Annotated in this window: 24 protein-coding genes and 2 pseudogenes; 8 read left to right on the top strand and 18 right to left on the bottom strand. The window is 62.0% G+C overall.

Annotated features, from left to right (window positions below; genetic code table 11):
* Nucleotides 1-396: 396 nt before the first annotated feature.
* From AC0L3B_RS29540 to AC0L3B_RS29530, 3 genes and pseudogenes are all read right to left on the bottom strand, one after another.
* Nucleotides 397-2,058, bottom strand: coding sequence for a cytochrome b5 domain-containing protein (locus AC0L3B_RS29540; protein ID WP_018458797.1), 1,662 nt, complete (start codon nucleotides 2,056-2,058; stop codon nucleotides 397-399).
* Nucleotides 2,059-2,612: 554 nt separating this feature from the next.
* Nucleotides 2,613-2,918 (bottom strand): annotated as a pseudogene (locus AC0L3B_RS29535) (MBL fold metallo-hydrolase); the annotation flags it as partial.
* 26 nt (nucleotides 2,919-2,944) lie between these two features.
* Complete coding sequence (locus AC0L3B_RS29530) at nucleotides 2,945-3,142, bottom strand: SANT/Myb-like DNA-binding domain-containing protein (RefSeq protein WP_051113050.1); 198 nt, start codon at nucleotides 3,140-3,142, stop codon at nucleotides 2,945-2,947.
* Nucleotides 3,143-3,357: 215 nt separating this feature from the next.
* Between AC0L3B_RS29530 and AC0L3B_RS29525 the strand changes: the two genes are divergently transcribed.
* On the top strand, nucleotides 3,358-3,510 hold the full coding sequence (locus tag AC0L3B_RS29525; RefSeq protein WP_157643068.1) for a hypothetical protein: 153 nt from the start codon (nucleotides 3,358-3,360) through the stop codon (nucleotides 3,508-3,510).
* A gap of 141 nt (nucleotides 3,511-3,651) precedes the next feature.
* On the opposite strand, the gene AC0L3B_RS29520 is transcribed toward AC0L3B_RS29525, so the two are convergent.
* The gene (locus AC0L3B_RS29520) at nucleotides 3,652-3,843 is read right to left on the bottom strand and encodes a response regulator (protein ID WP_247394350.1); all 192 of its coding nucleotides are present in this window, start codon (nucleotides 3,841-3,843) and stop codon (nucleotides 3,652-3,654) included.
* Nucleotides 3,844-4,079: 236 nt separating this feature from the next.
* On the opposite strand from AC0L3B_RS29520, the gene AC0L3B_RS29515 reads away from it, so the two are divergent.
* The gene (locus AC0L3B_RS29515; RefSeq protein WP_346658649.1) at nucleotides 4,080-4,430 is read left to right on the top strand and encodes a response regulator transcription factor; all 351 of its coding nucleotides are present in this window, start codon (nucleotides 4,080-4,082) and stop codon (nucleotides 4,428-4,430) included.
* A gap of 92 nt (nucleotides 4,431-4,522) precedes the next feature.
* On the opposite strand, the gene AC0L3B_RS29510 is transcribed toward AC0L3B_RS29515, so the two are convergent.
* Nucleotides 4,523-4,822: a hypothetical protein gene (locus AC0L3B_RS29510; RefSeq protein WP_143273925.1), complete on the bottom strand. Its 300-nt coding sequence runs from the start codon at nucleotides 4,820-4,822 to the stop codon at nucleotides 4,523-4,525.
* A 319-nt stretch (nucleotides 4,823-5,141) separates the two neighbouring features.
* Between AC0L3B_RS29510 and AC0L3B_RS29505 the strand changes: the two genes are divergently transcribed.
* The 4 genes from AC0L3B_RS29505 (at nucleotide 5,142) to AC0L3B_RS29490 (ending at nucleotide 7,610) form a co-directional block, all read left to right on the top strand.
* Nucleotides 5,142-5,564, top strand: coding sequence for a hypothetical protein (locus tag AC0L3B_RS29505; RefSeq protein ID WP_018458790.1), 423 nt, complete (start codon nucleotides 5,142-5,144; stop codon nucleotides 5,562-5,564).
* 8 nt (nucleotides 5,565-5,572) lie between these two features.
* Nucleotides 5,573-5,998 (top strand): hypothetical protein, encoded by a 426-nt coding sequence (locus AC0L3B_RS29500; protein ID WP_247410094.1) that lies wholly within the window; start codon nucleotides 5,573-5,575, stop codon nucleotides 5,996-5,998.
* A 5-nt stretch (nucleotides 5,999-6,003) separates the two neighbouring features.
* Nucleotides 6,004-6,159, top strand: a complete 156-nt coding sequence (locus tag AC0L3B_RS29495) for a hypothetical protein (protein WP_018458788.1) — start codon at nucleotides 6,004-6,006, stop codon at nucleotides 6,157-6,159.
* Nucleotides 6,160-6,407: 248 nt separating this feature from the next.
* On the top strand, nucleotides 6,408-7,610 hold the full coding sequence (locus tag AC0L3B_RS29490) for a calcium-binding protein (protein ID WP_018458787.1): 1,203 nt from the start codon (nucleotides 6,408-6,410) through the stop codon (nucleotides 7,608-7,610).
* Between the two features lie 306 nt (nucleotides 7,611-7,916).
* On the opposite strand, the gene AC0L3B_RS29485 is transcribed toward AC0L3B_RS29490, so the two are convergent.
* From AC0L3B_RS29485 to AC0L3B_RS29460, 6 genes are all read right to left on the bottom strand, one after another.
* Nucleotides 7,917-9,542 (bottom strand): FGGY-family carbohydrate kinase, encoded by a 1,626-nt coding sequence (locus tag AC0L3B_RS29485; protein ID WP_247410096.1) that lies wholly within the window; start codon nucleotides 9,540-9,542, stop codon nucleotides 7,917-7,919.
* 24 nt (nucleotides 9,543-9,566) lie between these two features.
* A complete protein-coding gene (locus AC0L3B_RS29480) occupies nucleotides 9,567-10,295 on the bottom strand; it encodes an SDR family oxidoreductase (protein ID WP_018458784.1) in 729 nt (242 codons plus the stop codon).
* 27 nt (nucleotides 10,296-10,322) lie between these two features.
* Nucleotides 10,323-11,579 carry a sugar ABC transporter permease gene (locus tag AC0L3B_RS29475; RefSeq protein ID WP_018458783.1) on the bottom strand — a complete coding sequence of 419 codons (1,257 nt, stop codon included), beginning with the start codon at nucleotides 11,577-11,579 and terminating at the stop codon, nucleotides 10,323-10,325.
* The gene (locus AC0L3B_RS29470; RefSeq protein WP_018458782.1) at nucleotides 11,576-12,400 is read right to left on the bottom strand and encodes an ATP-binding cassette domain-containing protein; all 825 of its coding nucleotides are present in this window, start codon (nucleotides 12,398-12,400) and stop codon (nucleotides 11,576-11,578) included. Before AC0L3B_RS29470 ends, AC0L3B_RS29475 begins: the two co-directional genes overlap by 4 nt.
* Before the next feature lie 60 nt (nucleotides 12,401-12,460).
* Nucleotides 12,461-13,534, bottom strand: a complete 1,074-nt coding sequence (locus tag AC0L3B_RS29465; RefSeq protein WP_026233659.1) for an ABC transporter substrate-binding protein — start codon at nucleotides 13,532-13,534, stop codon at nucleotides 12,461-12,463.
* Nucleotides 13,535-13,740: 206 nt separating this feature from the next.
* Nucleotides 13,741-14,628, bottom strand: a complete 888-nt coding sequence (locus AC0L3B_RS29460; RefSeq protein ID WP_018458780.1) for an AraC family transcriptional regulator — start codon at nucleotides 14,626-14,628, stop codon at nucleotides 13,741-13,743.
* A 170-nt stretch (nucleotides 14,629-14,798) separates the two neighbouring features.
* On the opposite strand from AC0L3B_RS29460, the pseudogene AC0L3B_RS29455 reads away from it, so the two are divergent.
* Nucleotides 14,799-14,966 (top strand): annotated as a pseudogene (locus AC0L3B_RS29455) (acetyl-CoA C-acetyltransferase); the annotation flags it as partial.
* 24 nt (nucleotides 14,967-14,990) lie between these two features.
* Here AC0L3B_RS29455 and AC0L3B_RS29450 read toward each other — a convergent pair.
* The 7 genes from AC0L3B_RS29450 to AC0L3B_RS29420 all read right to left on the bottom strand — a co-directional run bounded on the left by AC0L3B_RS29450 (nucleotide 14,991) and on the right by AC0L3B_RS29420 (nucleotide 21,017).
* Complete coding sequence (locus AC0L3B_RS29450; protein WP_018458779.1) at nucleotides 14,991-15,287, bottom strand: YciI family protein; 297 nt, start codon at nucleotides 15,285-15,287, stop codon at nucleotides 14,991-14,993.
* Between the two features lie 152 nt (nucleotides 15,288-15,439).
* On the bottom strand, nucleotides 15,440-16,450 hold the full coding sequence (locus tag AC0L3B_RS29445; RefSeq protein WP_473381494.1) for an NAD(P)H-dependent flavin oxidoreductase: 1,011 nt from the start codon (nucleotides 16,448-16,450) through the stop codon (nucleotides 15,440-15,442).
* 22 nt (nucleotides 16,451-16,472) lie between these two features.
* The gene (locus tag AC0L3B_RS29440) at nucleotides 16,473-17,660 is read right to left on the bottom strand and encodes an acetyl-CoA C-acyltransferase (protein WP_018458777.1); all 1,188 of its coding nucleotides are present in this window, start codon (nucleotides 17,658-17,660) and stop codon (nucleotides 16,473-16,475) included.
* 14 nt (nucleotides 17,661-17,674) lie between these two features.
* Nucleotides 17,675-18,805 (bottom strand): acyl-CoA dehydrogenase family protein, encoded by a 1,131-nt coding sequence (locus AC0L3B_RS29435; RefSeq protein ID WP_018458776.1) that lies wholly within the window; start codon nucleotides 18,803-18,805, stop codon nucleotides 17,675-17,677.
* 23 nt (nucleotides 18,806-18,828) lie between these two features.
* On the bottom strand, nucleotides 18,829-20,010 hold the full coding sequence (locus AC0L3B_RS29430; RefSeq protein ID WP_018458775.1) for an acyl-CoA dehydrogenase family protein: 1,182 nt from the start codon (nucleotides 20,008-20,010) through the stop codon (nucleotides 18,829-18,831).
* A gap of 9 nt (nucleotides 20,011-20,019) precedes the next feature.
* Entirely contained in the window at nucleotides 20,020-20,757 is a 738-nt protein-coding gene (locus AC0L3B_RS29425) for an SDR family oxidoreductase (RefSeq protein ID WP_018458774.1), read from the bottom strand.
* 14 nt (nucleotides 20,758-20,771) lie between these two features.
* Nucleotides 20,772-21,017, bottom strand: coding sequence for a hypothetical protein (locus AC0L3B_RS29420; RefSeq protein WP_157643067.1), 246 nt, complete (start codon nucleotides 21,015-21,017; stop codon nucleotides 20,772-20,774).
* A gap of 229 nt (nucleotides 21,018-21,246) precedes the next feature.
* Here AC0L3B_RS29420 and AC0L3B_RS29415 point away from each other — a divergent pair, with 229 nt between their 5' ends.
* A complete protein-coding gene (locus tag AC0L3B_RS29415) occupies nucleotides 21,247-21,990 on the top strand; it encodes an SDR family NAD(P)-dependent oxidoreductase (RefSeq protein ID WP_026233658.1) in 744 nt (247 codons plus the stop codon).

The following is a 21,990-nucleotide window of genomic DNA, read 5'->3' as shown; positions in this document are numbered from 1 at the left end:
CCTCGAGGCGCAGGTCGAGGATTGCGAGCCTCGGTTTCCCCCGGCTACTCGCGCGGCCGGTTCGTCGTCCGCGCGACCGTCCCCCGAATTGATCAAGTAGGACCTCGAAACCGCCGTCGAAAAGGCGTCCTCGATCAAGCTGCAGATCCGAGCTTCATCCTCCACGACCAGAACTCGAATGGCATTACTCGCCTCGGCGACCGATGCGGTCGTCTCGCGTGACGGTAAGTGCGTTGGCCCGCGAATGTCGTGCGCCTCAGCCGTCGCGAGCCGGCACGATATTTGAAAGTCTACCGGTTGTCGGAATGCTCTTCGCGATGTGCGAGGCGGGTCGACGGCGCGGCTCGGATGCGGCCTACGGCAGTGCCGCCAGGTGCCCGGCTACGACGAGGTGGTTCAATTCTCGACGAGAGCGCCCACGCAAAAATTTGCCATGTGCGCGACGGCCTCGGTGCTGTGATAGTCACCGAATTCGGCAGTGGCCTCCCTGCCAGCGTACATTCGTGCGATTCCAGCGCCGCCAGGGTGATGAGGGGCCCACTCGGTGATGTCATAAACTTTTCCCGAGATGATGATCCAGCAGTCGTTCTGTGTGTTGTGCAGAGCGATCTCTTCGCGCGTGACGCGGCGCGTACCCTTCGCCGGATTGGCGGGCATCCAGAGCTTGATCCCACCGTACCTGACCTTGGCGGTTCGGCGGAAGTCCCACGGACCTAGCCTCTTGGCAGGCAACTCGCTGCCGATCTTGCGGGCGTCATAGGCGTAGATCCAGGAATCGTCCTCGCCGCCGCGCTTATCATGGGCAAAGGCAGGACTCACACGCTCATCGAGTCTCTCCAGTAGCGCCTTCTGCTCAGCGGTGTCCTTCGCTCGCAAATGGTCGAAGGCGAATTTGGATCCCAATTGAAAGCGGGTAGCGCGGTAATGCCGCACGCGTTCGTAGTGCAACAAGGCTGTAGGCACATCGCGCTGGTGAAGCGCAAAGGCGCTGGCAAGGGCGGCGGCGTCTTCGAAGGACTGAGCAGCTCCTTGACCGAATGTGGGAAGCATCGGGTGCGCCGCGTCACCGAGCAGGCAGATGCGGCCCTGCACCCAGGTTTCGAGCGCATCGCGATCGTAGAGACCCCACTTGGTAGGACGAACGATCGCCCCCGACAGAGCGATGAGGTCGTCTCTGCTGGGATGGCCCGCGAATGCCTCGCCGACCTCGCGAACGATCTCCTGCTGACTGACGGGAAACCAGTCGCCCTCCTCCTGCTCGAACGCGGCGGACTCAGGCTCATAATGCGCGATCCACACGTTCAACAACTCGCCGCCGCGTACCCAGTACGTGGTCGCGCCGCTCCTATCCGCCCGATGGCGGTCCATGCTGAAGGAGTTGATGGGATTGTGGTCCAGCGGGTTACCGTTCGCTTTGCGGAGGGACGCAACCCCCGTCCGCGGAATGAGTCCTCGAAAGCAGGTTACCTCCGTCCAACGCTTGGGACGCGAATTCGGCCACGCCAGCTGTAACGTCGCAGAGTTGATCCCGTCCGCACCTACGAGAAGCTCTCCCGTGGCGGTTCGACCATTCGAAAAGGTCGCTAGTACCTCGCCTGCGGTCTGACGCAGCTGCGTCAGTCTGCAGTCCATGTGCACCGCGATCGGGCATGGCGCGCCGCTGTCGATACCGAAGTCGGACACTCGCTTGTACAGGCACATCAAAAGGTCCAGCCTGTGCATGTGATGAAAGCCGGCGCCGTCGCCTGCGGCGGTGACATGATCGAATGGCCTCTTTGTCACGCTCCCATCTGCGTTGAACTGTCGTGTCGACTCCAGGATTGCCGCGCGGCCGCCGTCAATGACCCCGTCGGGGCCTTTGGAATCTCCCCCATCCAGGTCGACGCCTAGCCAACGACATATTCGCGCCCCGTTGGGCGGGATGTTCAACCCGGCGCCTGCGGTGCTAGGCACCTTCGTTTGCTCGTAGACATAGACCGATGCGAACGCTCCCGACTGACGCAGCGCCAAGGCCGTCATCAACCCGCCCATTCCCGCACCGACGATCACTGCCCTCATCCATCTTCCTTCCGATGCAATCGAACGCCCCTCAACTCGCGGCTGGAATAAGTTTAAGGCGCCTCAATGGGCTCGAGACTAGCGCCGGGCTGATTGGCAATAAAGGATCTTGTGGCACGCCAAATAGAGTTCTGGAGTTCCTCGGTCATCGGCCTCCGTGAGCAAACACGCCGACCGAGCGCCAACTTCCATTGAGGATGAGCCAGTCGCGTCGGCTTGGCGCTGCGTTGCAAACCTCGGTCCTCGTCTACGAACCGACATTTGGCGCCGCCTTCCGAAGGGAGCGACCGGGCAGTGCGAAAGGTCGTCGGACCTACCCGATCCTTTCATTGGCCCTCGCAGCCAGCAGCCAGACGGTGCGGTATACTCGGCGGTACAGGCATCATCGGCAGCACCGGCACGAATGGCGGCGCCCTGGCGCCCGGCAGCGGGTCCGGTACCCTGCGGCCCAAGGCAGCCTGGTATTCACGGCAGCATCGAGCCATTTGGTCGAGGTCTCGTCGGCGAGCAGCGACCGCACCGATGTAACGTGCACAGCTACGCTTCCCGGCATCCTCGACTTCGAACGAATGCGACAGCCGAGGATAAAGCATGTAGCGCCCGGTCGCACAGGCAAGCTCGCGCTCCTGAAGGTGAAACCGCGCATGCGCAAATCGGTCGAAATTGCCGGCGTGGTCGTAGTGCAGATGCGTGAGAATCACGTCCTTGACGTGGGCAGCGTCGATATCGAACGCGGCAAGCGTCTCTACCGGGCAGCGCAGGTAATTTCGCCTGCGCTGCTTCGCGACCTCGGCATTGAACCCGGTGTCGATGACGAAGATGCGGCCGCCTCCCCTCGCCAGCCACACGAAATAGTCCATCGGCATTGGTCCAAACGCGCCCTTGATCATGGGCCGTTTCGCTTTTGCATCACCAGTCGCAGCGGGATGTTATGCAGGTTGGCGCGGCCTCGCACGGCCGGCTCTGTCCTGCCGAGCGCCTGGGCGATCTCGTCGGGTCGGCGCCCAGCCGCCGCCATCACCAGCAGCTGTTGATGCTCTTCCGGTGTCCACCTCCGGATCAACGGATAGCGTGACTGTGCCATCGTCCCGCGTCCCCAGCCTGTTGCCAGGTTATCGGGCTGCAATTGCTGAGTCGCGCTTTAACATATGGTGCCTATCTCGCAGGACGAGGCGAGCGGATGGCGCCGGACTGAGCGAGCACAGGGCTTGGATGGAGGCTCCACGGCGGGGCAAGCCGGTAGTTTTCCGGGCCGTAAATTTTCGTCGGCTTTAATAATTCGAGCGAATGATCGCTCCGATGACCGGAGACCTTGACCATCAAGCAGAGGCCATCGCCGCAATGCGCAAAGCGGTCGCCGCGACCTGTGCTGCCGAGCGTTTGAAGTGGTTGAGGGCCGCTTTGGCGTGGAAACATCTTGAAAGCTTGGCGAAGGGCAAGTTGGCAGCGTGAAACTCCCCGCGAGCGGCCTGTTCGCTGGTCAAGACCTGGCGCAGTTTTCGATCATCTCCGCGAGCGCGGAGCAGAGGACGGGCTTCTCCAATCGGGGAGCATTGCGGAAGCCGCCCGGCAATCCATCGGATGCGTGGCCGGTCAGGAGAAAAATTGCAACCCGCGACCACGAGTGATCTCCGCCACCAGTTCAGTTGTTTCATCGGCAAGCCTCAGGTCGAGAATGGCCAGATCGAAGTCAGCCACCCGCGCGACTTCGATCGCTTCCTTCAGGGTGCCTGCTTCGGCGATGACCTTGTCGCCCAACTCCTCCAGCATGTCGCAGACCATCATGCGGATCGGCGCTACGTCCTCCACCACGGAAGATTGAGAGTGCGCCCATGCTCCGTCTCGTCGGCCTTGATATCCGCCATGCAGCCGGCCAGCTCCCCGGGGGCCCTCGGATCGGCCTATGTTCACTTTTGGACACATTTTCAGGGAACAAAGCGCCGCAACATAGTAGGTTCAGCGTTCCGAGACGGAGTGAACATGACAGCGCCGTCGCCTCTCATCTTGGTGGTGGAGGATGAATACCCATTGCAGGCGGTGTCGAGGAAGCCCTGCTGGAGGCAGGCTTCGCGACTGACATCCTCTCGTCTGCCGAGGAAGCCCTGACTCTCTTCAGAAGCGGCATGAAGGAGTACCGGGCGGTCGTCGCGGATGTGAACCTCAAGGGCACGCTCAGCGGCTGGGAATTGGCCAGACAGCTCAGACAACGAGAGCCGACGTTTCCCGTGGTCTACATGACGGGCGCTGCAGCGAACGATTGGGGTTCGCAGGGCGTCTCAAATAGCATCCTGTTGCAGAAGCCGTTTGCACCGGCCCAGCTTGTCACTGCGGTCTCGAAGCTCCTCAATGAGGTCCCACCGACGCACAAGTAAAAACCGCCGCCGTCACTGGCTCGCACAGCAAGCCAGCGTCCCAACCGTCCATGGCGGCAGGAACGAAGCTCGGCAATGAACATTTTTTAGTCTCAGTTGCCTCGTTCGCTCCGCCTGCAATAGCGCAGGGTATGCTCACGTGCGGCAAATGCGATGAGATCGACAACAAGATCGCGCGCCATAGTCGGTTGTTGTCTCTTGTCACTGACAAGATCGCGAGAGACGGTATCGCCGACTTGATCCAGGAAATGACGACGGCGAAAGCGGCACTTCATCCCAACCAGAGGAGAAGTAAGCTCGCACTCGAACGCGCCAATCGGCGGTAGATCCTCGCCGACAGTTCCATCAACATTCTCTTTCTCGCGGCCGCGACCGCAGATCGATGCGAGCAATCAAACTCTCTCCTGAATTCCTGCAAATCTCTGCCATTTACCAAGGGCAGATTTGCTTCCGGTGAACCGTGTCGATCAAGCGTGTCGCAAGACTGGTGCACACGTCCGGCCCGCTACCGACATGAAATGGGAGTTACGCCATGCAGCATCTGCCGAACGATACCTTCGACGTCATCCTTGACCAGTTTGGTCAAATCGAGACCGTGTACGGAGATCTCGGATTTCCCGCAGCCAAGGACGTCTCGGGCGGCAACGACACCGTGACGGCAACGTCACCGAGCTCAATACGAGGCTCACGATCTTCGGCGATGACCAGTCGATGCTGCTTGGTCACTCGCAAGGCGGAAACGACACATTGTTCGCCGATATCGGCGGCGGCTGGAACACCGCTCTCGTGGTGGGCGATGCCAAATCGATGATCGACGACGCCAAGGGCGGCAATGACACCATCGTCGCGGATGCCCATGGCACGGCCTATACCACTGTCTCGGCCTTCGGCGACGTCGCGGGGGACATGTCGGGCAACGCGCAGGGCGGCCATGACGAGATAACCGGCTCGATCGCGTGGCGCGGTGGCGCCAACCTGTTCGCCGGCGATGCCGGCGGTTCCATGATGACACCTCGCACGGCGGCAACGACACGCTCGATGTCAGCGTGCTCACCACGGACGGCGTGGCGACCGTCAGTGGCGACGCCATCGGCGCCTTGCGCGGCCTCGCGCAAGGCGGCAATGACAATATGACGGTCACCTTGAACGGCGACAGCGCCATAGCCGGCGCGACCTTGTCGGGGGACTCGTCGACGTCCCTGATGGATCTTACCGAGGGCGGCGACGATGTCCTGACCGTCAAGATCGAAGGCCAGTACGCGGATGCGGTCTCGTCAGTGTACGGCGACGCGCCGATCATGGCCGGTCATTCTCATGGTGGCAACGATATCAATGGCGGCGTCGGCCGGGATTTCATGTATGGCGATGCAGGAATCTATGAACCGGCGGCGCCAGGCTCGATCACCGGCGGCAGCGACACGCTGAACGGCGGAGCGGGCGACGACTGGATGTGGGGCGGAGGAAACAGCGACTTCTTCGCCTTCAGCACCGGCTCCGGCAACGACACGATCGCCGACTTCGATCAGGGCACAAGGCCGTCGGCAGCACCGCAGCGGAACACGATCTGATCGATGTGCAGGATTACGGCTTCGCGGACTGGGCGGCGCTGTCGAGTCTGATCAGCGACAATGCTTCCGGCGATGCCGTGATTCATCTCTCCGGCAACGACTCGATCACGCTGGACGGGATTCACGCGGCGAACCTGCATCCGACCGACTTCATCATCTGAGGGAATAAATCAAAGCGGCGATGTCGTACCCCGACGCGCGGGGCGACATCGCAATCGCGAGTGCGCAACGACCAGTTTCGCCGCACGGCGCAGCGAAACCTGTCGCGAACAAACTCTGTCCCGAATTCCAGCAAATCTCCGCCATCGACCAAAACTAGATTCGTCTCCGTGAAGCGTGGTCACAGCACTTCGCGCAAGAGTTTTGCCGATGTCAGGCCCGCCTCCGACAATGAAATGGGAGTTACGCCATGCAGCATCTGCCGAACGACACCATCGACATCCTGCTCGACCAATTTGGCCAAATCGAAACCGTCATCGGAGATCCGAACTTTCCGACCACCACGGACGCCCGGGGCGGCAACGACACCGTGACCGCAACCATCACTCAGCCCGAAGCAGAGGTCACGATCTTTGGCGACGACAACACGACGCTGCATGGCCAGTCCCACGGCGGCAACGACACGCTCACGGTCAACGTCAACTACGGCTGGAACGCCGCCCTCGTGGTCGGCGATGCCCAGGCGATGACCGACGACGCCAGGGGCGGCAACGACACGATCGATACCCAAGACCACTCGATGTACACCAACGTGCATGCTTTCGGCGATGTCGCCGGCGACATGTCCGGCAATTCGCACGGCGGCAGTGACACCATCACGGGCGCTGTGGGCTGGCGAGGCTTCGACAATGTGTACGCCGGCGATGCCGGTGGCTCCATGAGCGGCCCGGCGCAGGGCGGCAACGACACGCTCGACATCAGCTTGAACACCCGGGAGGGTTCAGCGAGAGCCAGCGGCGATGCCATCGGCTCCATCAGCGGCGATGCGCATGGCGGCAACGACAACATCATCTTGACCATGAGCGGCGAAAACGTCTGGGCCGGTGCGTCGCTGTCGGGAGATTCCTCCACGTCCCTGACCGACAACGCACAGGGTGGCGATGACATCCTCACGGTCAAGATCAGCACCGAGTACACCGACGATGCGCGCGATCTGCTGTTCGGCGACGCTCCGACCATGTCCGGCAATGCCCATGGCGGCAACGATATCCTCACCGGCGGAGCGGCCACCGACTTTCTGTATGGCGATGCGAAGGTCTATGATCCCGCAACACCGGGCTCGATCACCGGCGGCAAGGATATGCTCAACGGGGGCGCCGGAAATGACCAGCTTTCGGGCGGCGGAAACAGCGACACCTTCGTCTTCAACACCGGGTCCGGCAACGACCTCATCACCGACTTCGATCAAGGAAACAAGGCGGCCGGCAGCACCGTGACCGAGCACGATCTGATCAACCTGCACGATTACGGCTTTACGGACTGGACGGCGCTGTCGAAGCTGATCAGCGACAATGCCGACGGCGATGCCGTGATTCATGTATCGGCGAGCGACACCATTACACTCGACGGTGTCCACGCCGCGAGCCTGCACCCGACCGACTTCCTCATCTGAGAAAAGCAGGCATCTCGCCCCGCCTACAGCGGGGCGAGACCCGGGTTCCTCCCCGCCCACAGGATCCCTTCAGCCGCCCCCTGACGCTGGCCACCCGCCTTTGGCCGCGACGAGCGAGTTGATGTCGTCGAACTTCTCCGTCAGGTCCGCGACCAGATGCGTCGTGCCGGGATGTAGCGGTCCTGCCTCATTGGCGGTCACCGTTCACGAACTTGCCCCATGGGCTCTCCGAACCGCGGATAGTCTAGGATCGCGGCTCGGCCCGGGTCAGATGCCGTGCTTGGTGCCGGGTCCAGTTGGCAAGAGCTAAGAAGCTCTTCTAATTGCCCGGCCGACCTTCTGCAGAGCCTCGAAGGCTCCCATGCGCTGATCAACCCAGCCTGCCAAAGCGGCCTGGGGTTGATGGATGTCTCCCAAGACCGACATCGCCTGCATCGCCTCACTGAGGTCGGAATGGTCGCCCGAGGCAACTGATCCAAGCATCGCGGAGCCGAGCAGGACGGCCTCCGGAGAGGCTGGCGCAGCGACCGTCAAACCCGTCATATCGGCGAGGACCTGCCGCACGAGGCGGCTCTTTGCGGCACCGCCGCTGACCACGATCGTATCGACCGCAATGCCCTTGTCTTGCTGAGCGCGAACGATCTGCCGGGCCCCGCAGCCGAGGCCGCAAAGCCCTGCAAGATAAAGCGCGAGCAGACTCTCCAGATCCGAGCGCATATCAAGGCCCGCAATCAGTGCGCGCGCGCCGGGATCGGCGAACGGCGCTCGATTGCCGAGGAATTCGGGGACGACATGAAGCTGGCCGACCAAATCCGGGAGCATTTCGGCACCGCCGCGTGATTCGATTTCCGAGGCAAGCCAATCGGCAAGCGTCTGCTGCTTCTGGCCCGCAGCCTGTGTCGCTTGCGCGGAATTCGGATGCATCTGCAACAGATGCTCGATCGCAGCGCCGGCGGCCGACTGTCCGCCTTCATTGAGCCAAAGCCCAGGCACCATGGCCGAGAAATAGGGTCCCCAAACGCCAGGGACGAAGAAGGGGTCCGGTGTGGTCGACATGGTGCAGGCGGACGTTCCGAATACATAGGCCATGCGCGTGAGCACCGTGCCCGCCGCTCCGCGCGCCCCCACCGTACCAACACCGCCGGCATGTGCATCGATGAGGCCGGCGGCGACCGGCGTACCCATCGCGAGTCCGAGATCGGCCGCGGCCTTCGCCGTCAGGCCCGCTGCCAGCCTGGTCCCGCCGGGCACGATCTCGGTGCCGATCCTGCGGAACTGCTCATCCGGCAGCACGCCGAGGCCAATCCTGCGGAAGAATTGATCGTCCCAGCGGTCTTCGTGGCCCAGATAGGTCCACTTGCACGTCACGGTACAAATGGAGCGGGACAAACTCCCTGTTGCACGCCAAGTGAGAAAATCAGTCAAGTCCATAAACTGCCACGCATGGGAGAACGTCTCGGGCATGTTTTCGGCGAGCCACAACAGTTTCGGCGTCTCCATCTCGGGAGAGATCGTTCCGCCGACATAGTCGAGAACTTTCTCGCCCGTCTGGTTGATACGGCGCGCCTGATCCGCAGCGCGGTGATCCATCCATACAACGACGTTGCGAGCAGGATCGCCGGATGGCCCGACGGGCAGCGGCACACCCGCCTCGCCAAGCACCACCAGCGAGCAGGTCGCGTCAAAGCCTATGCCGGCGATACTGTCCGCCGCGATACCCGCCTGCACCACCGCGCTACGCACGCTGCGGCATACGGCACGCCAGATATCCTCGCTCGACTGCTCGACGACGTCGCCAGCCTCCCGCCAAAGTGCAACAGGGGCGCTGTCACTCGCCAGGAGCCTGCCAGAGCGGTCGAAGAGTCCGGCCCGTGCGCTGCCGGTGCCGACATCGATGCCAAGGAAATGGCGGTTATCGGGTTGCTTGTTCATCTCAGGATCGCCGATCGGAAGATGTTACAGATCGTTGCTCTGCGGCAGAATGACGAGGTCGCGGATGGTGACGTTTCTCGGGCGCGTCAACATGAAGAGCACTGCCTGCGCGACTTCCACCGGCTGCATCAAGCCACCGGCCGCCATTTCCTCCTCGATCTTCTCTTTGGGCCAATCCTTGATGAGCGCGGTCACGACTGGACCGGGCGCAACGGCGCCGACGCGCAAACCGTGTTTCGCGACCTGCCGGCGCAGAGTATGCACAAAAGCCTGCACGGCGTGCTTGGACGCGGTATAGATCGGTTCCCAGACGACAGGCACGAGACCTGCGATCGAACTGGTGACGATGATGTCGCCGCTCTTGCGCTCAACCATGTGCGGCAGCACCGCATGGATCGACCGGAACAGCGCATTGACGTTCAAATTGAGCATGCGGTCCCACGCGTCGGGATCGCCGCCAAGCACCTCGCCGCCGACATAGGCACCAGCATTCGCATGGAAGATGTCCAGTTGACCCGCTTTCTCCAGCACCTGCGGCATCATCGCTTCCATGCTCAGGGGATCGGTGAGGTCGATACGTAACGGAATCGCCTGATCGCCCAGCGCAACGCAGGCGCTGCTCAGCGCCTCTTCCGCCCGATCGATCAGCACCACCCGCGCGCCGGCCCCGATCAATGTTCTGGCGCATTCGAGACCGATGCCCGATGCGGCGCCGGTGATCGCCGCGACTTTTTCTGCAAGTTCCTGGGCCAAGGCTTGTCCTTTTCCTATGAGAGTTGTTCAAGCTCGGCCGTGGGAAAGGCGCGAGCGCCGTGCCAGCGAATCGACGATGACTGCAATGGCAAGGACCGCGCCCGTAATCATGTACCGCAGCGACGAGGAGAGATCGAGCAGCGTGAGGCCGCTCGCGATGGACTGGATGACGATGACGCCGAGGAGCGCGGAATAGGCGCTCCCGCGGCCGCCAAACAGGCTTGTGCCACCGATGACCGCGGCGGCGATCGCGTTGAGGTTCACATCCCCGGTCCCGGCCTGCTGGCTGGAAGATGCCAGCCGCGCTGCGGCCAGAATGCCGCCGGCCGCGGCCAGCGTGGAGCACAGCATGAATGCGGTCGAATAGACCCGGCGAACGTTGATGCCAGCCCGACGGGCCGCCTCGCGATTGCCGCCGACGGCAGACATCGAGCGGCCCCATTTGGTTCTCGTCAATGCGTAATTCATGATCACGCACAAGCCGACGAACAGACCAAACATCCAGGGAATGCCGCGCCCGAGATTGAGATAATAGACAACGAATTCGAGCACGATGGTGACCAGCAGCGCCTTCAGCACCATGCGACCAAGCGAACTGGCCGATAGCCCCGCCGCCCGCCGGCGCGCGGCCGTTCGGTAGCCGGTCACGAACATAACCACGCTCGCGACCGCCGCCAGCACGTAGGATACGATCGACGGCATGACGAGCATCTGTCCGAAATTGACCAGCGCCGATCCATACGGAAGGTTGATCGAGCCGGAGGAGCCGAGCAGATACAGCTGCAGGCCGAGCCACGTCAGCAGGCCGGCCAGCGTCGAGACGAAGCTCGGCATACCCAGACGATTGAACAAAAATGCATAGAGCGCGCCGATGGCAGCGCCCAGCACCAACGCCGTGACGATCGCCACGGCGACCGGCCAATCCTGAGCGACCCAAAGCACGCCGACGAGCGCCGAAGAGAACCCGCTCACCGATCCGACCGACAGATCGATCTCGCCGACCATCAGGATACAGACGATGCCCAGCGAGATCACACCCACTGTCGCGCAATCGAAAAGCAAATTGACCAGATTGTTCGGCGCGAGAAAAACAGGGTTGAGGGTCTCGAACGCCGCGCAGATGACGATGAGCCCGACGACCACCGGCAGCGATCCGAGATCGCCCGACCGCACACGGTCCACAAAGGCGCCGATCGTGTTTCCAAGCGTGTCCGCGTGCTTGACTCGTTCGTCACTGCGGTCGAGCAACCGCGCCGTCGAAACCTGTTGCGTGTCGTCGGTCATCGCCCAAGCTCCGGCGACTGATGGGCGCGGCGCCGCCTGGCGCGGCGCGAGACAGAATTTTCGTCCGCTCCGGTAATCGCCGTAACGAGATCCTGATTGGACACGTCGGGATCGAACTCGCCGTTGTTGCGACCGAGGCGCAGCACCACGATCCGATCGGCAACCGCGCGGACGTCCTCCATGTTGTGACTGATCATGATGACGCCGAGACCGCGTGCGCGAACGCGTTCGACGAGGTCTAGCACCTCAGCGGTTTGGGCAACGCCGAGCGCCGCAGTCGGCTCGTCGAGCAGAATGAGTTTCGGCTCAGTCAGCAGCGAGCGCGCGATCGCCACGGTCTGGCGCTGTCCGCCGGAGAGCGACGCCACGGGCTCTCGCACGCTCGGGATCCGCGCTGACAGCTCGTTGAGCAAGGTACAGGCGCGAAGCTCCATGGAGACCTCGTCGAGCCGCAGCGGGTTGAGCTCGCGGCCGAGGAAGATGTTTGCGACCACGTCGAGATTCTCGCAGAGGGCCAAATCCTGGAAAACGGTGGCGATGCCGAGGCCGAGTGCCATGGATGGGTCGGACAGGACAACATGTTCACCGCCGAACGTGATCGTTCCGGAGGTGGGTTGGTGCACGCCGGCAAGGATCTTCACCAGCGTGGATTTTCCTGCACCGTTATCACCCACAAGTGCCACGACTTCGCCGGCATGCACATCGAGATCAACATCGGTCAGGGCGGACACGGCGCCGAAATGCTTGGAAATTCCGCGAAGACTCAAGACCGGCTTGCGCGGTCCGCCCTGCGCGTCATCGGCATCCGAGATCGTGGTCATGTCCCAATTCGCCCTCTCATCCTTCGTCCCGGCCGCCGGAAGCGGCCGGGACCGACGTCGTCACTGCGTGATGCCAAGCTTCTTGCAACCCGCGGCATATCGGCCCGTGCAGAGCTGATCGGCCGTCTGGATCTTCTTATCGATAATCTCCGCCTTCAGGTTCTCCTGAGTGACGACGGCCGGCACGAACAACTTCGATGGCGCATTGAATAGCGTAGCTTCCGCCTTGGGCATCTCTCCGGAGAGGAATTTCACCGCCGCTTGCGCCGCAGCAGCTGCCACGATCTCACTGGGTTTGGAGATCGTGTTGTACTGATCGCCTGCGATGACGAGCTGAAGCGCGGCAATCGTCGCATCGTTGCCCGTCACCGGCGGCACCGGCTCGATACCTGCGGCCTTGAAGGCGGCAATTGCGCCACCGCCCGTGCCGTCATTGGCAGCTACGACGCCGAGGATCTTCTTGCCGAAGCGGGTGATCTGGCCACTCGCCCATTGCTGCGCCTTCGGCGGCGCCCAGTCCGGCGTGTCGTATTCGGCCAGAATTGGATAGCCGCTCTTATCAAGCCCCTCGTGGATCCCCTTCTTGATGAGTCCCGCAGCGGCATCGGTCGGCGATCCATTGATTTCGAGTACGCCTTCGCCCTCCTTCGCCGTCGCGTTGGCGGCCTTAAGATGCTTGACGAGCGATTCGGAGATAGCCTTGCCGATGGCTTGATTGTCGAAGGACACGTAAAAATCGACCTTGGCGTCGGGGACCGGCCGGTCATAGGCAATGACCTTGATGCCTTGCGATTGTGCCATCTTGACCAGGGATGCCGCGGCAGTGGAGTCGACGGGGTCGAGCACGATTACCTTGGCGCCCTGCGAAATCACCGAGTTGAATTGCTGTTGCTGCCGCGCGGCATCCGCGCTGGCGTTCTGGTAGATCACCTTGCAACTGTCGCACAGCTTCTTCATCTCTGCGACGAAGCCCGGATAATCATGTTGTTCATAGCGGGTGGAGGCCTGGTCCGGCATCAGGAAGGCGACGGTCGCGTTCTTCACCTCTGCGGCCCGCGAAGAAATGGCTGTTGTGCCGAGCAGCGAGAGGGCTATGCCAATTGTGCCCGCATATTTAGCAGAGAACTTTCTCATTTCAGATTTCCTTTCCAGACTGGGTGTCAGGGTGTCGTCGTTGATCCTTCGAAGTCAGGCCCTCGCTGCTTCCGTTTCCGACGGCACGATGAGCGCCGGTGCTCGGAGCCGCGCAGAATTCTGGTCGAACGATTGCTGTCGCGGACCGCCGTCGGCGTGTCCGCGTCATTCTTCCGTAACGATCCTCCTTCTTTGCTCCTATGCGGCTAGGCCGCGTGCGCCTCATCGATGTTGTGCGCCAACAATCGTCTGAAGCGCGAAGGGGGCATGCCTTTCTCGGCCAGGAACTGCCGGTTAAAATTGGAGAGATTGTTGAAGCCGACCTCGAAGCAGATGTCGGTGATGGAAGCCTGCTCGTCGCTCATCAATATCTGACAAGCGAGATTGATACGCAGCCGCTTAACGTATTGCACCAATGACATGCCCGTGTGCCGGCGGAACGAGCGCGAAAATGCGCTTTGCGATTGACCGGCGATCGCAGCAAGCTCCGCTTCGCCGAAAGGTTGCGTCAGATTCTTCCGGATGAATGCGAGTGCCTTGTTCATTCCCACGGACATGTAGCCAGACGGATCGGGCAGATAGTTTGGGCTGGACAGCGGACGCGCCTGTCGCGCGGCGCGACAGAGTATCCCCAAGATCATCAAGAACAGCTCGATCCGGCGCACGCCGTTCGCCGTGACGATCTCCTCCATGAGTGGGACGAGCGCATCGCTCGTGCTGCGGGTGAACAGCGCACCACGCCGGGAAAAATCCAGCAGTGCGGCAAGGCCCGAAAGCTCAGGCATGACCTTCATCAGGTCGCCGATGAATTCTTCGCTGAATTGAAGGATGCGTCCGCGTAGCGGGATGGCGCACTCTGCCGGCAGATCGCTCACCCAATTGTGCGGCAAATTGGGGCCGGTGAGCACGAGATTACCTGGTTCGAAGTCGCCGATGAAGTCACCGACGAAATAGCGTCCGCTGGTGGCCACGACCTGATGGAGCTCGTACTCGGGATGGAAATGCCAGCGGACGGTGTGGAATGGGTAGCCGTGCGACCACGCCTTGAATGACTCGCCGCGCCGTATCTGGACAACTTCCAGGTCCGGTTCCATGTCCCCTCCCTTCAGGCCGGTGCGGCTTGTAATGATCCGCCTCCGCTCCCTTATCGGCTGATTGGTTCAGCGCTTCCTCTCGTTGGCAGAGTAGCGACCAGTACCTAGGCACGCCACCACCATTTCAGATGTGAACTGATACTTTTTTGACGTGCAGCACGCCGTCCGGCCAAGTTCCCGGATTGAAGGCAGCGTTCCGCACCAACGGCACTATTACGCCGGCCGCCTCCCCCGCCAATGCCGACGGCGCCGCGGCTCCCATCCTTGCAAAACGCTGTCTCGCCGATCGCGATGGCCTACCCGTGCTGGCACAGATCAAAGGTCATGCCACCCACGCTGCCAAATTGGTCCAGGGGAGGATCTCAGCCGCGCGCCTTCAAATGCATCATCGGGTAATGCTCATAGTGGCCGGCGCCGTTCTTCACGACAGGATCTTCCGAGGTGACCGCCTCGATGTCGAGATCGTTTGGGATCTGATAGAGCGACACGCCATAACCGCCACGCGGGTCCGTGACGGGACCGTGCGCGACGATCTGCCCCTTTGCGAGCAGATCATCCAGGAACGCACCGTGCTGCTTCATCCATTGTTTCTCAGCGGCGCTCATGGTCGCCAGGAAATCCGCCCGGGGCGGAATGTACTTGCAGAGATAGTACTTCATTGGCCGCTCCTCGGTGAAAACGACATTTCAGCTTGCTTGTCGGCCTGGCCCGCCCCCCCAACTTGAGAGATCAATCGGTCACGCCGATCCGCTGCTCAATGCGATCAGCGAGCATTGATCTCGGCACTGAAGCGCTCGCATGCAAACCTTTGTCAAGCAACGGCGCGCGTGGCCAGATCGGCGACAGTACCGTCAAGAAATCCAGTCAGCCGCTGCCGGATGATCTGCTCGGCTTCCCTCATGATGCGGTCGATCAGCTCCTTCACCGTCGGGATATCGTGGATCAGTCCGACCACCATGCCGCAGCTCCAAGCACCGGCATCCATGTCACCATCGACCATCACCCTGGGGTAGACACCCGCGACCTGCTCATGGATGTCCTCGATCTTGAGGCTCGCCCCCTTCTCGCGCTCGACCTCGAGCAATTGATCGACACCCTTGTTCTTCAGCACGCGCTCGGTGTTACGCAGCGCGCGCATGACCAGCACGGTATCGAGTTCGGTGGCTTTGACGAGGGCCTGCTTGACGTTGGCGTGGACGGGAGCTTCCCTGGTTGCGACGAAGCGGGTACCCATGTTCATGCCGGCGGCGCCCATCGACAGCGCAGCAACGAGGCTGCGCGCATCCGCCATGCCACCCGAGGCCACGAACGGAATCTTCAGTTCATCCGCCGCGCGCGGCAGCAGGATCATGTTCGGGATATCGTCCTCGCCGGGATGGCCGCCGCATTCGAAGCCGTCGACGCTGACGGCGTCGCATCCGATCTTCTCGGCTTTCAGCGAATGCCGCACCGAAGTGCATTTGTGGATCACCTTAATGCCGGCAGCCTTCAGCGCGGGCATGTACGCTTCCGGGCTGCGGCCGGCGGTCTCCACCACCTTGACGCCACCTTCCTTGATGGCGGCGATATATTCCGGATAAGGCGGTGCAGTGAAGCTCGGCAGGAAGGTCAGGTTCACACCGAACGGCTTGTCGGTCATGTCGCGACAGCGCGCGATTTCCTTCGCCAGCAGCTCCGGCGTCCGCTGGGTCAGGCCGGTGATGATGCCGAGACCGCCGGCATTCGAGACCGCGGCGGCAAGCTCGGCAAAGCCGACATAATGCATGCCGCCCTGGATGATCGGATGCTGGATGCCGAACAGTTCAGTGATTGCTGTCTTCACGTGCGCTTTCTCCGCTTTCCGATCAGTTGACGAGTTCAAATAGGCCGGCCGCGCCCATGCCGCCGCCGATGCACATGGTCACCACGCCGTACTTCGCCTTGCGCCGCCGCCCCTCGATCAGGATATGGCCCGCAAGCCGGCTGCCCGTCATGCCGTAGGGATGGCCGATCGCGATCGAGCCGCCATTGACGTTCAGCTTGTCCGGATCGATGCCGAGCTTGTCGCGGCAGTAGATCACCTGGACAGCATAGGCTTCGTTCAGCTCCCAAAGATCGATGTCATCGATCCTCAGGCCGTGGCGCTTGAGAAGGCGCGGGATCGCCGCGACCGGACCGATGCCCATTTCGTCCGGCTCGACTCCGGCGGCGACGAAGCCGCGGAAGATGCCGAGCGGCTTAAGGCCCTTCTTGGTGGCGGTCTTGTCGCTCATGAGCACGCAGGCCGATGCTCCGTCGGAGAGCTGGCTGGCATTGCCGGCCGTGATGGTCTTGCCTTCGAATACCGGCTTGATCTTCGCCAATCCTTCCGCCGTGGTCTCGGGGCGCGGCCCTTCGTCCTTCGACAGCGTCACCTGCTGATAGGAGACCTCCCTGGTGTCCTTGTTGACGACGGCCATCGTCGTTGTGATCGGGACGATCTCGTCATTGAAGCGACCGGCCTGCATCGCGGCACCAATGCGGCGCTGACATTCGAGGCTGTATTCGTCCTGCCGGTCGCGACCGATCTTGTAGCGCTCGGCGACAATCTCGGCAGTGTCGAGCATCGACATGTACATCTCGGGCTTCATCGCCATCAGCTCGTCGTCGACGGCGTGGAACCTGTTCATGTGGTCGTTCTGCACCAGGCTGATCGATTCGATGCCGCCTCCGATCGCGATCTCGACGCCATCCAGCATGATCGAGCGGGCCGCGACCGCGATCGCCTGCAGGCCGGAGGCGCACTGCCGATCGATCGTGGTGCCGGCGACGGTGACCGGCAGGCCGGCACGAACCGCCCCCTTGCGTGCGACGTTCATCACCATGGTGCCCTGCTGCATCGCGCAACCCATCACCACGTCTTCGACCTCGTCCGGCTCAACGCCCGCGCGCCTCACCGCTTCGGCCATCACATGGCCAGCCATGGTCGGCCCCTCGGTGTTGTTCAGCGCACCGCGATAGGCCTTGCCGACGCCGGTGCGGGCGGTGGAAACGATAACTGCCTCTGTCGTCATGGCTGCCTCTTTGGTTACGCTGCCGCGTCGAGCTGCACATAACGCAGCAAGTGGTGAGCGGGATCGCCGAACTGGATATTGATCGAGGAGATTCGCTTAAAGTAGTGACCGACGTTCAATTCGTCGGTCATGCCCATGCCGCCGTGGAGCTGCACCGCCTGGTCGGCGATGAACTTGCCGGCGTAGCCGACCCTCGACTTGGCGCCGGAGGCGAGGCGCGAGATGCCACTTTCGCCGGCACCGAGGCTGAGACTGAGATGCTGCATCAGGGAAAGCGCCTCCTGATGCGCGATGAACATGTCGACCATCCGGTGCTGCAACACCTGGAAGCTGCCGATGGTGACGCCGAACTGCTTTCGGGCCTTGGCGTATTCCAGCGTCGCAGAGTTCAGTTCGGCCATCGCGCCGACCGCCTCGGCGCAGAGCGCGCCGATGGCCCTGTCGCGGCAGCCTTCCAGCAGGGCGACGCCTTCGCCCTCGCTGCCGAGCAACTCGCCGCGCACATCGCGGAAAGTGATCTCCGCGGCACGGCGGCCGTCGATGGTCTTGAAGCTCCGCAATTCGAGATTCGCCGCCCGGGCGTCGACGACGAACAGGCTGACGCCGCCACAATCGTCGCGCTTGCCGGCAGTCCGGGCGGAGACGATGAGATAATCGGCCCAAGGCGCCGCTATGACGGCGGTCTTCTCACCACTAAGCGTGTAGTCCTTTCCCTCTCGCCGCGCCGTGGCCGCGACATTGGCGAGATCGAAGCGCGAGTTTTTTTCGGTCCAGGCCAGCGCCCAGATCTTGTGTCCGGCGATGATATCGGGAATGAAGGCCTGCTTCTGCTCTTTCGTCCCTGCCTGCTCGATCAAGCCGCCGACCAGCACGACCGTCTCCACGTACGGCTCCACGACAAGGTGGCGGCCGAACTCCTGGGCAACGATCATAGTAGAGAGCGGGCCGCCACCAAGTCCGCCGCTCTCCTCGGAGAATGGCGCGGCGAGCAGGCCGAGCTCCGCAAAAGCGCCCCACTGCTTGCGGCTCCAGCCCTCTTCGCTGGCCACGATCTTGCGGCGCGCCTCGAAGCTGTATTGGTCGCGTAGCATACGCTGTACGCTGGAGCGCAACAGTTCCTGCTCTTCCGTGAACTGGATATCCATCCGATCCTCTTGTTGCGCTGTTGCTAGAGACCGAGCACCGCTTTGGCGATGATGTTGCGCTGGATCTCGTTTGATCCACCGTAGATGCTGAGCTTGCGCGCGTTCAGGTATTTCTCCGACGCTGTGTGGCCGTAATCGGCACCCGGCATGAACTGGTTTGCGCCCGACGGTTGCTCGCGAAGCGCCAGGCCATAGTTGCCGATGGCACGATGTGTGAGCTCGGTAATGCCCTGGAAGATCTCGGTGCCGCGGATCTTGAACAGCGAGGCCGCGGGCCCCGGATCGATGCCGCGCGCCATCTGGGCAACGACCCGCAGCTCGGTGGCCTCGAGCGCGAGCACATCGAGCTCGAGCCGGCCGATCTCCTTGCGAAATTCGAGATGCGCCGGATCGTCCGCTGCGATCTCCGCTTTCACGATCTTCTTCAACCGGTCGAGGTAGCGCGTCGACCGGCCGATCCCGGCCATGCTGGTGCGCTCGTTGCCCAGCAGGAATTTTGCGTAGGTCCAGCCCTTGTTCTCCTCGCCGATCAGGTTCTCGACGGGAACGCGGACATCCTCGAGGAAGACGTCATTGACCTCGTGCGAACCGTCGATCGTGATGATCGGACGCACGGTCACGCCTGGCGACTTCATGTCGATCAGGAGGAACGAGATGCCCGCCTGAGGCTTGGCGCTCGAATCAGTACGCACCAGGCAGAAGATCCAGTCGGCGTGCTGCGCCAACGTTGTCCAGGTCTTGTGACCGTTGACGATGTAATGGTCGCCGTCGCGCACAGCCTTGGTCCGGACGGTGGCGAGGTCTGAGCCTGAACCCGGCTCGGAATAGCCTTGGCACCACCAGTCTTCACCCGACAGTATCCGCGGCAAGAACTTCTGCTTCTGGGCATCATTGCCGAAGGTGTAAATGACCGGACCAACCATGGTGACGCTGAACGCCAACGGCGGCAGCGTCCCGGCCCGGCTGGTCTCCTGCTCGAAGATGAAACGCCGGGTGATCGACCAGCCAGGGCCGCCAAATTCCTTGGGCCAAAGCGGCGCGATCCAGCCCTTCTCGTAGAGAATTTGGTGCCAGAGCAACGATTGCTCTTTGGTCAGGTCGGTCTCCGGATTAGGGACCCGCATTTCCTTCGGATAGTTTTCGGCGATGAAAGCGCGCACCTCATCACGGAAGGCCGCATCTTCGGGAGACAGTGCGAGTTCCATCTGCGCTTCCTACCACTTCTCACCGAAGGGGCGGATTTCCAGCTCAAAGGTCCAGGCGCTCTTCGGCTGCTGATACAGCTGCCAATAGGACGCCGCGACCGAGGCCGGCGGCATCAGCAGATCCGGATCGTCGAGCGCATTAGGCCCGAGCGCTTCCAGGCGCCGCTGGCGGACCCATTCGGTGTCGACGCCGGAATCGATAACGAGGTGCGCGACGTGGATATTCTTCGGGCCGAGTTCGCGCGCCATTGCCTGCGCCACAGCGCGCAGTCCGAATTTGGCGCTGGCAAAGGCGGCATAGCCGCTGCCACCGCGCAATGAAGCGGTCGCACCGGTGAAGAAGATGTTGCCCTGGCCGCGCGGCAGCATCAGCCGGGCCGCCTCGCGCCCGGCGAGGAAACCGGAGTAGCAGGCCATCTCCCAGACCTTGCGGAACACGCGCTCGGTCGTCTCGAGGATCGGGAAGTTGACGTTGGCACCGATATTGAAGATGCAGACATCCAATGGTGCGTGCTTGTCGGCGTCGCTCAGAAAGGAGACGATCTCCTCCTCCTTGCGCGCGTCGAGCGAACGTGCGTGGATCTCGCCGCCGGCAGCCTCGATCTCCTTGACCAGCGGCGCCAGCTTGTCGCCGTTGCGGCGACCCGCGAAGACAGTAAAGCCCTCGGAGGCAAATTTCTTGGCGATCTCGCCGCCGATGAAATCGCCCGCGCCGATCACGGCGACGGTTGCATTTCTCTTTTTCAAGGAACTTCTCCCAGTTAGGTTAGGCGCGCTGTGTGCGAAGCAGTTCTATCGGCCCTGGTGGACCACATTTTTTGAGCGAGACCAGAACGATCGGGATTCGCCATCGCGCCGATCGAGGCTACCATGGTCGTGGCGCAGTCCTCGATCGGCCCGATCTGGTCCACCGCTTTGGCAAGATGGCGATCTGTCGATTGGTCGATGCGGCCAGCAAACCGAAAAGCGGTTTGATCGAGACCGAGTGCTTGCGACAGCTTCGCCACGACTAACCGCCTCCCGAATGAAAAACATCGGCGCCTTTTTCAGCATTGCGCCTCGAAGCGAAGCATGCGTTCTTTTTTAGAACTCGTCAATCGCTATTTTGTTGTCACGATCGGATCAGAAAACGGCAAGCTTACTGCCCTGTTCCAGCGCTCTTGAGAACACCGTTTACAACCGGACTTCCAACCGATACCCCTAGCGTATCAAATAAGAACTTATGGGAGAGGCAGCATGGGAGAAAGTCGCGGGGTCGCGATGCTGGTCGGCGCGGGTGATGCCATCGGCGCTGCCGTTGCGCGGCGGTTTGCCAGCGGCGGCTACACTATTTGCATCTGCAGACGCGATCCGACCAAATCTCAGGCGCTTGTCGACGAGCTCAGGGCGAAAGGCCACAACATCCACGCCTTCAGCGTCGACGCCCGTCAGGAAGCAGAAGTCCAGAAGCTATTCGCGGGCGTCGAGCGCGACATCGGTCCGATCGAGATCTGCCTGTTCAATGCCGGTTCGAACGTCAACAAGCCCCTGCTGGAGACTACCGAAAAGCTCTTCTTCAAGGCCTGGGAGCTGGCCTGTTACGCCGGCTTCCTGGTCGGACGCGAAGCCGCGCGCGTCATGCTGCCGCGCCGATGCGGCACCATTCTTTTTACCGGTGCGACCGCAAGCATCCGGGGCAGCAAGGGATTTGTCGCGTTCTCGTCGGCAAAATTCGGCCTTCGCGCGCTGGCCCAGGCGATGGCGCGCGAGCTCGGGCCCAAGAACATTCACGTCGTCCATCTCATCATCGACGCTGGCGTCGATAGCGAGGCTATTCATCAGCGCATGAAAGCGGCCAGGGGGATCGAGGCCAGTGAGATCCCGCCCGACAGCCTGACCAAGACCTCCTCAATTGCCGAAGCGTATTGGTTTGCCCATCAGCAAAGCCGCGACGGCTGGACCCATGAACTCGATCTTCGCCCCGCCGTAGAGAAATGGTGA

The organism is Bradyrhizobium sp. Kon56, assembly GCF_055807635.1.
Note: the sequence above shows the minus strand (reverse complement) of the source record. Positions and strands in the feature narration are given on the sequence as shown.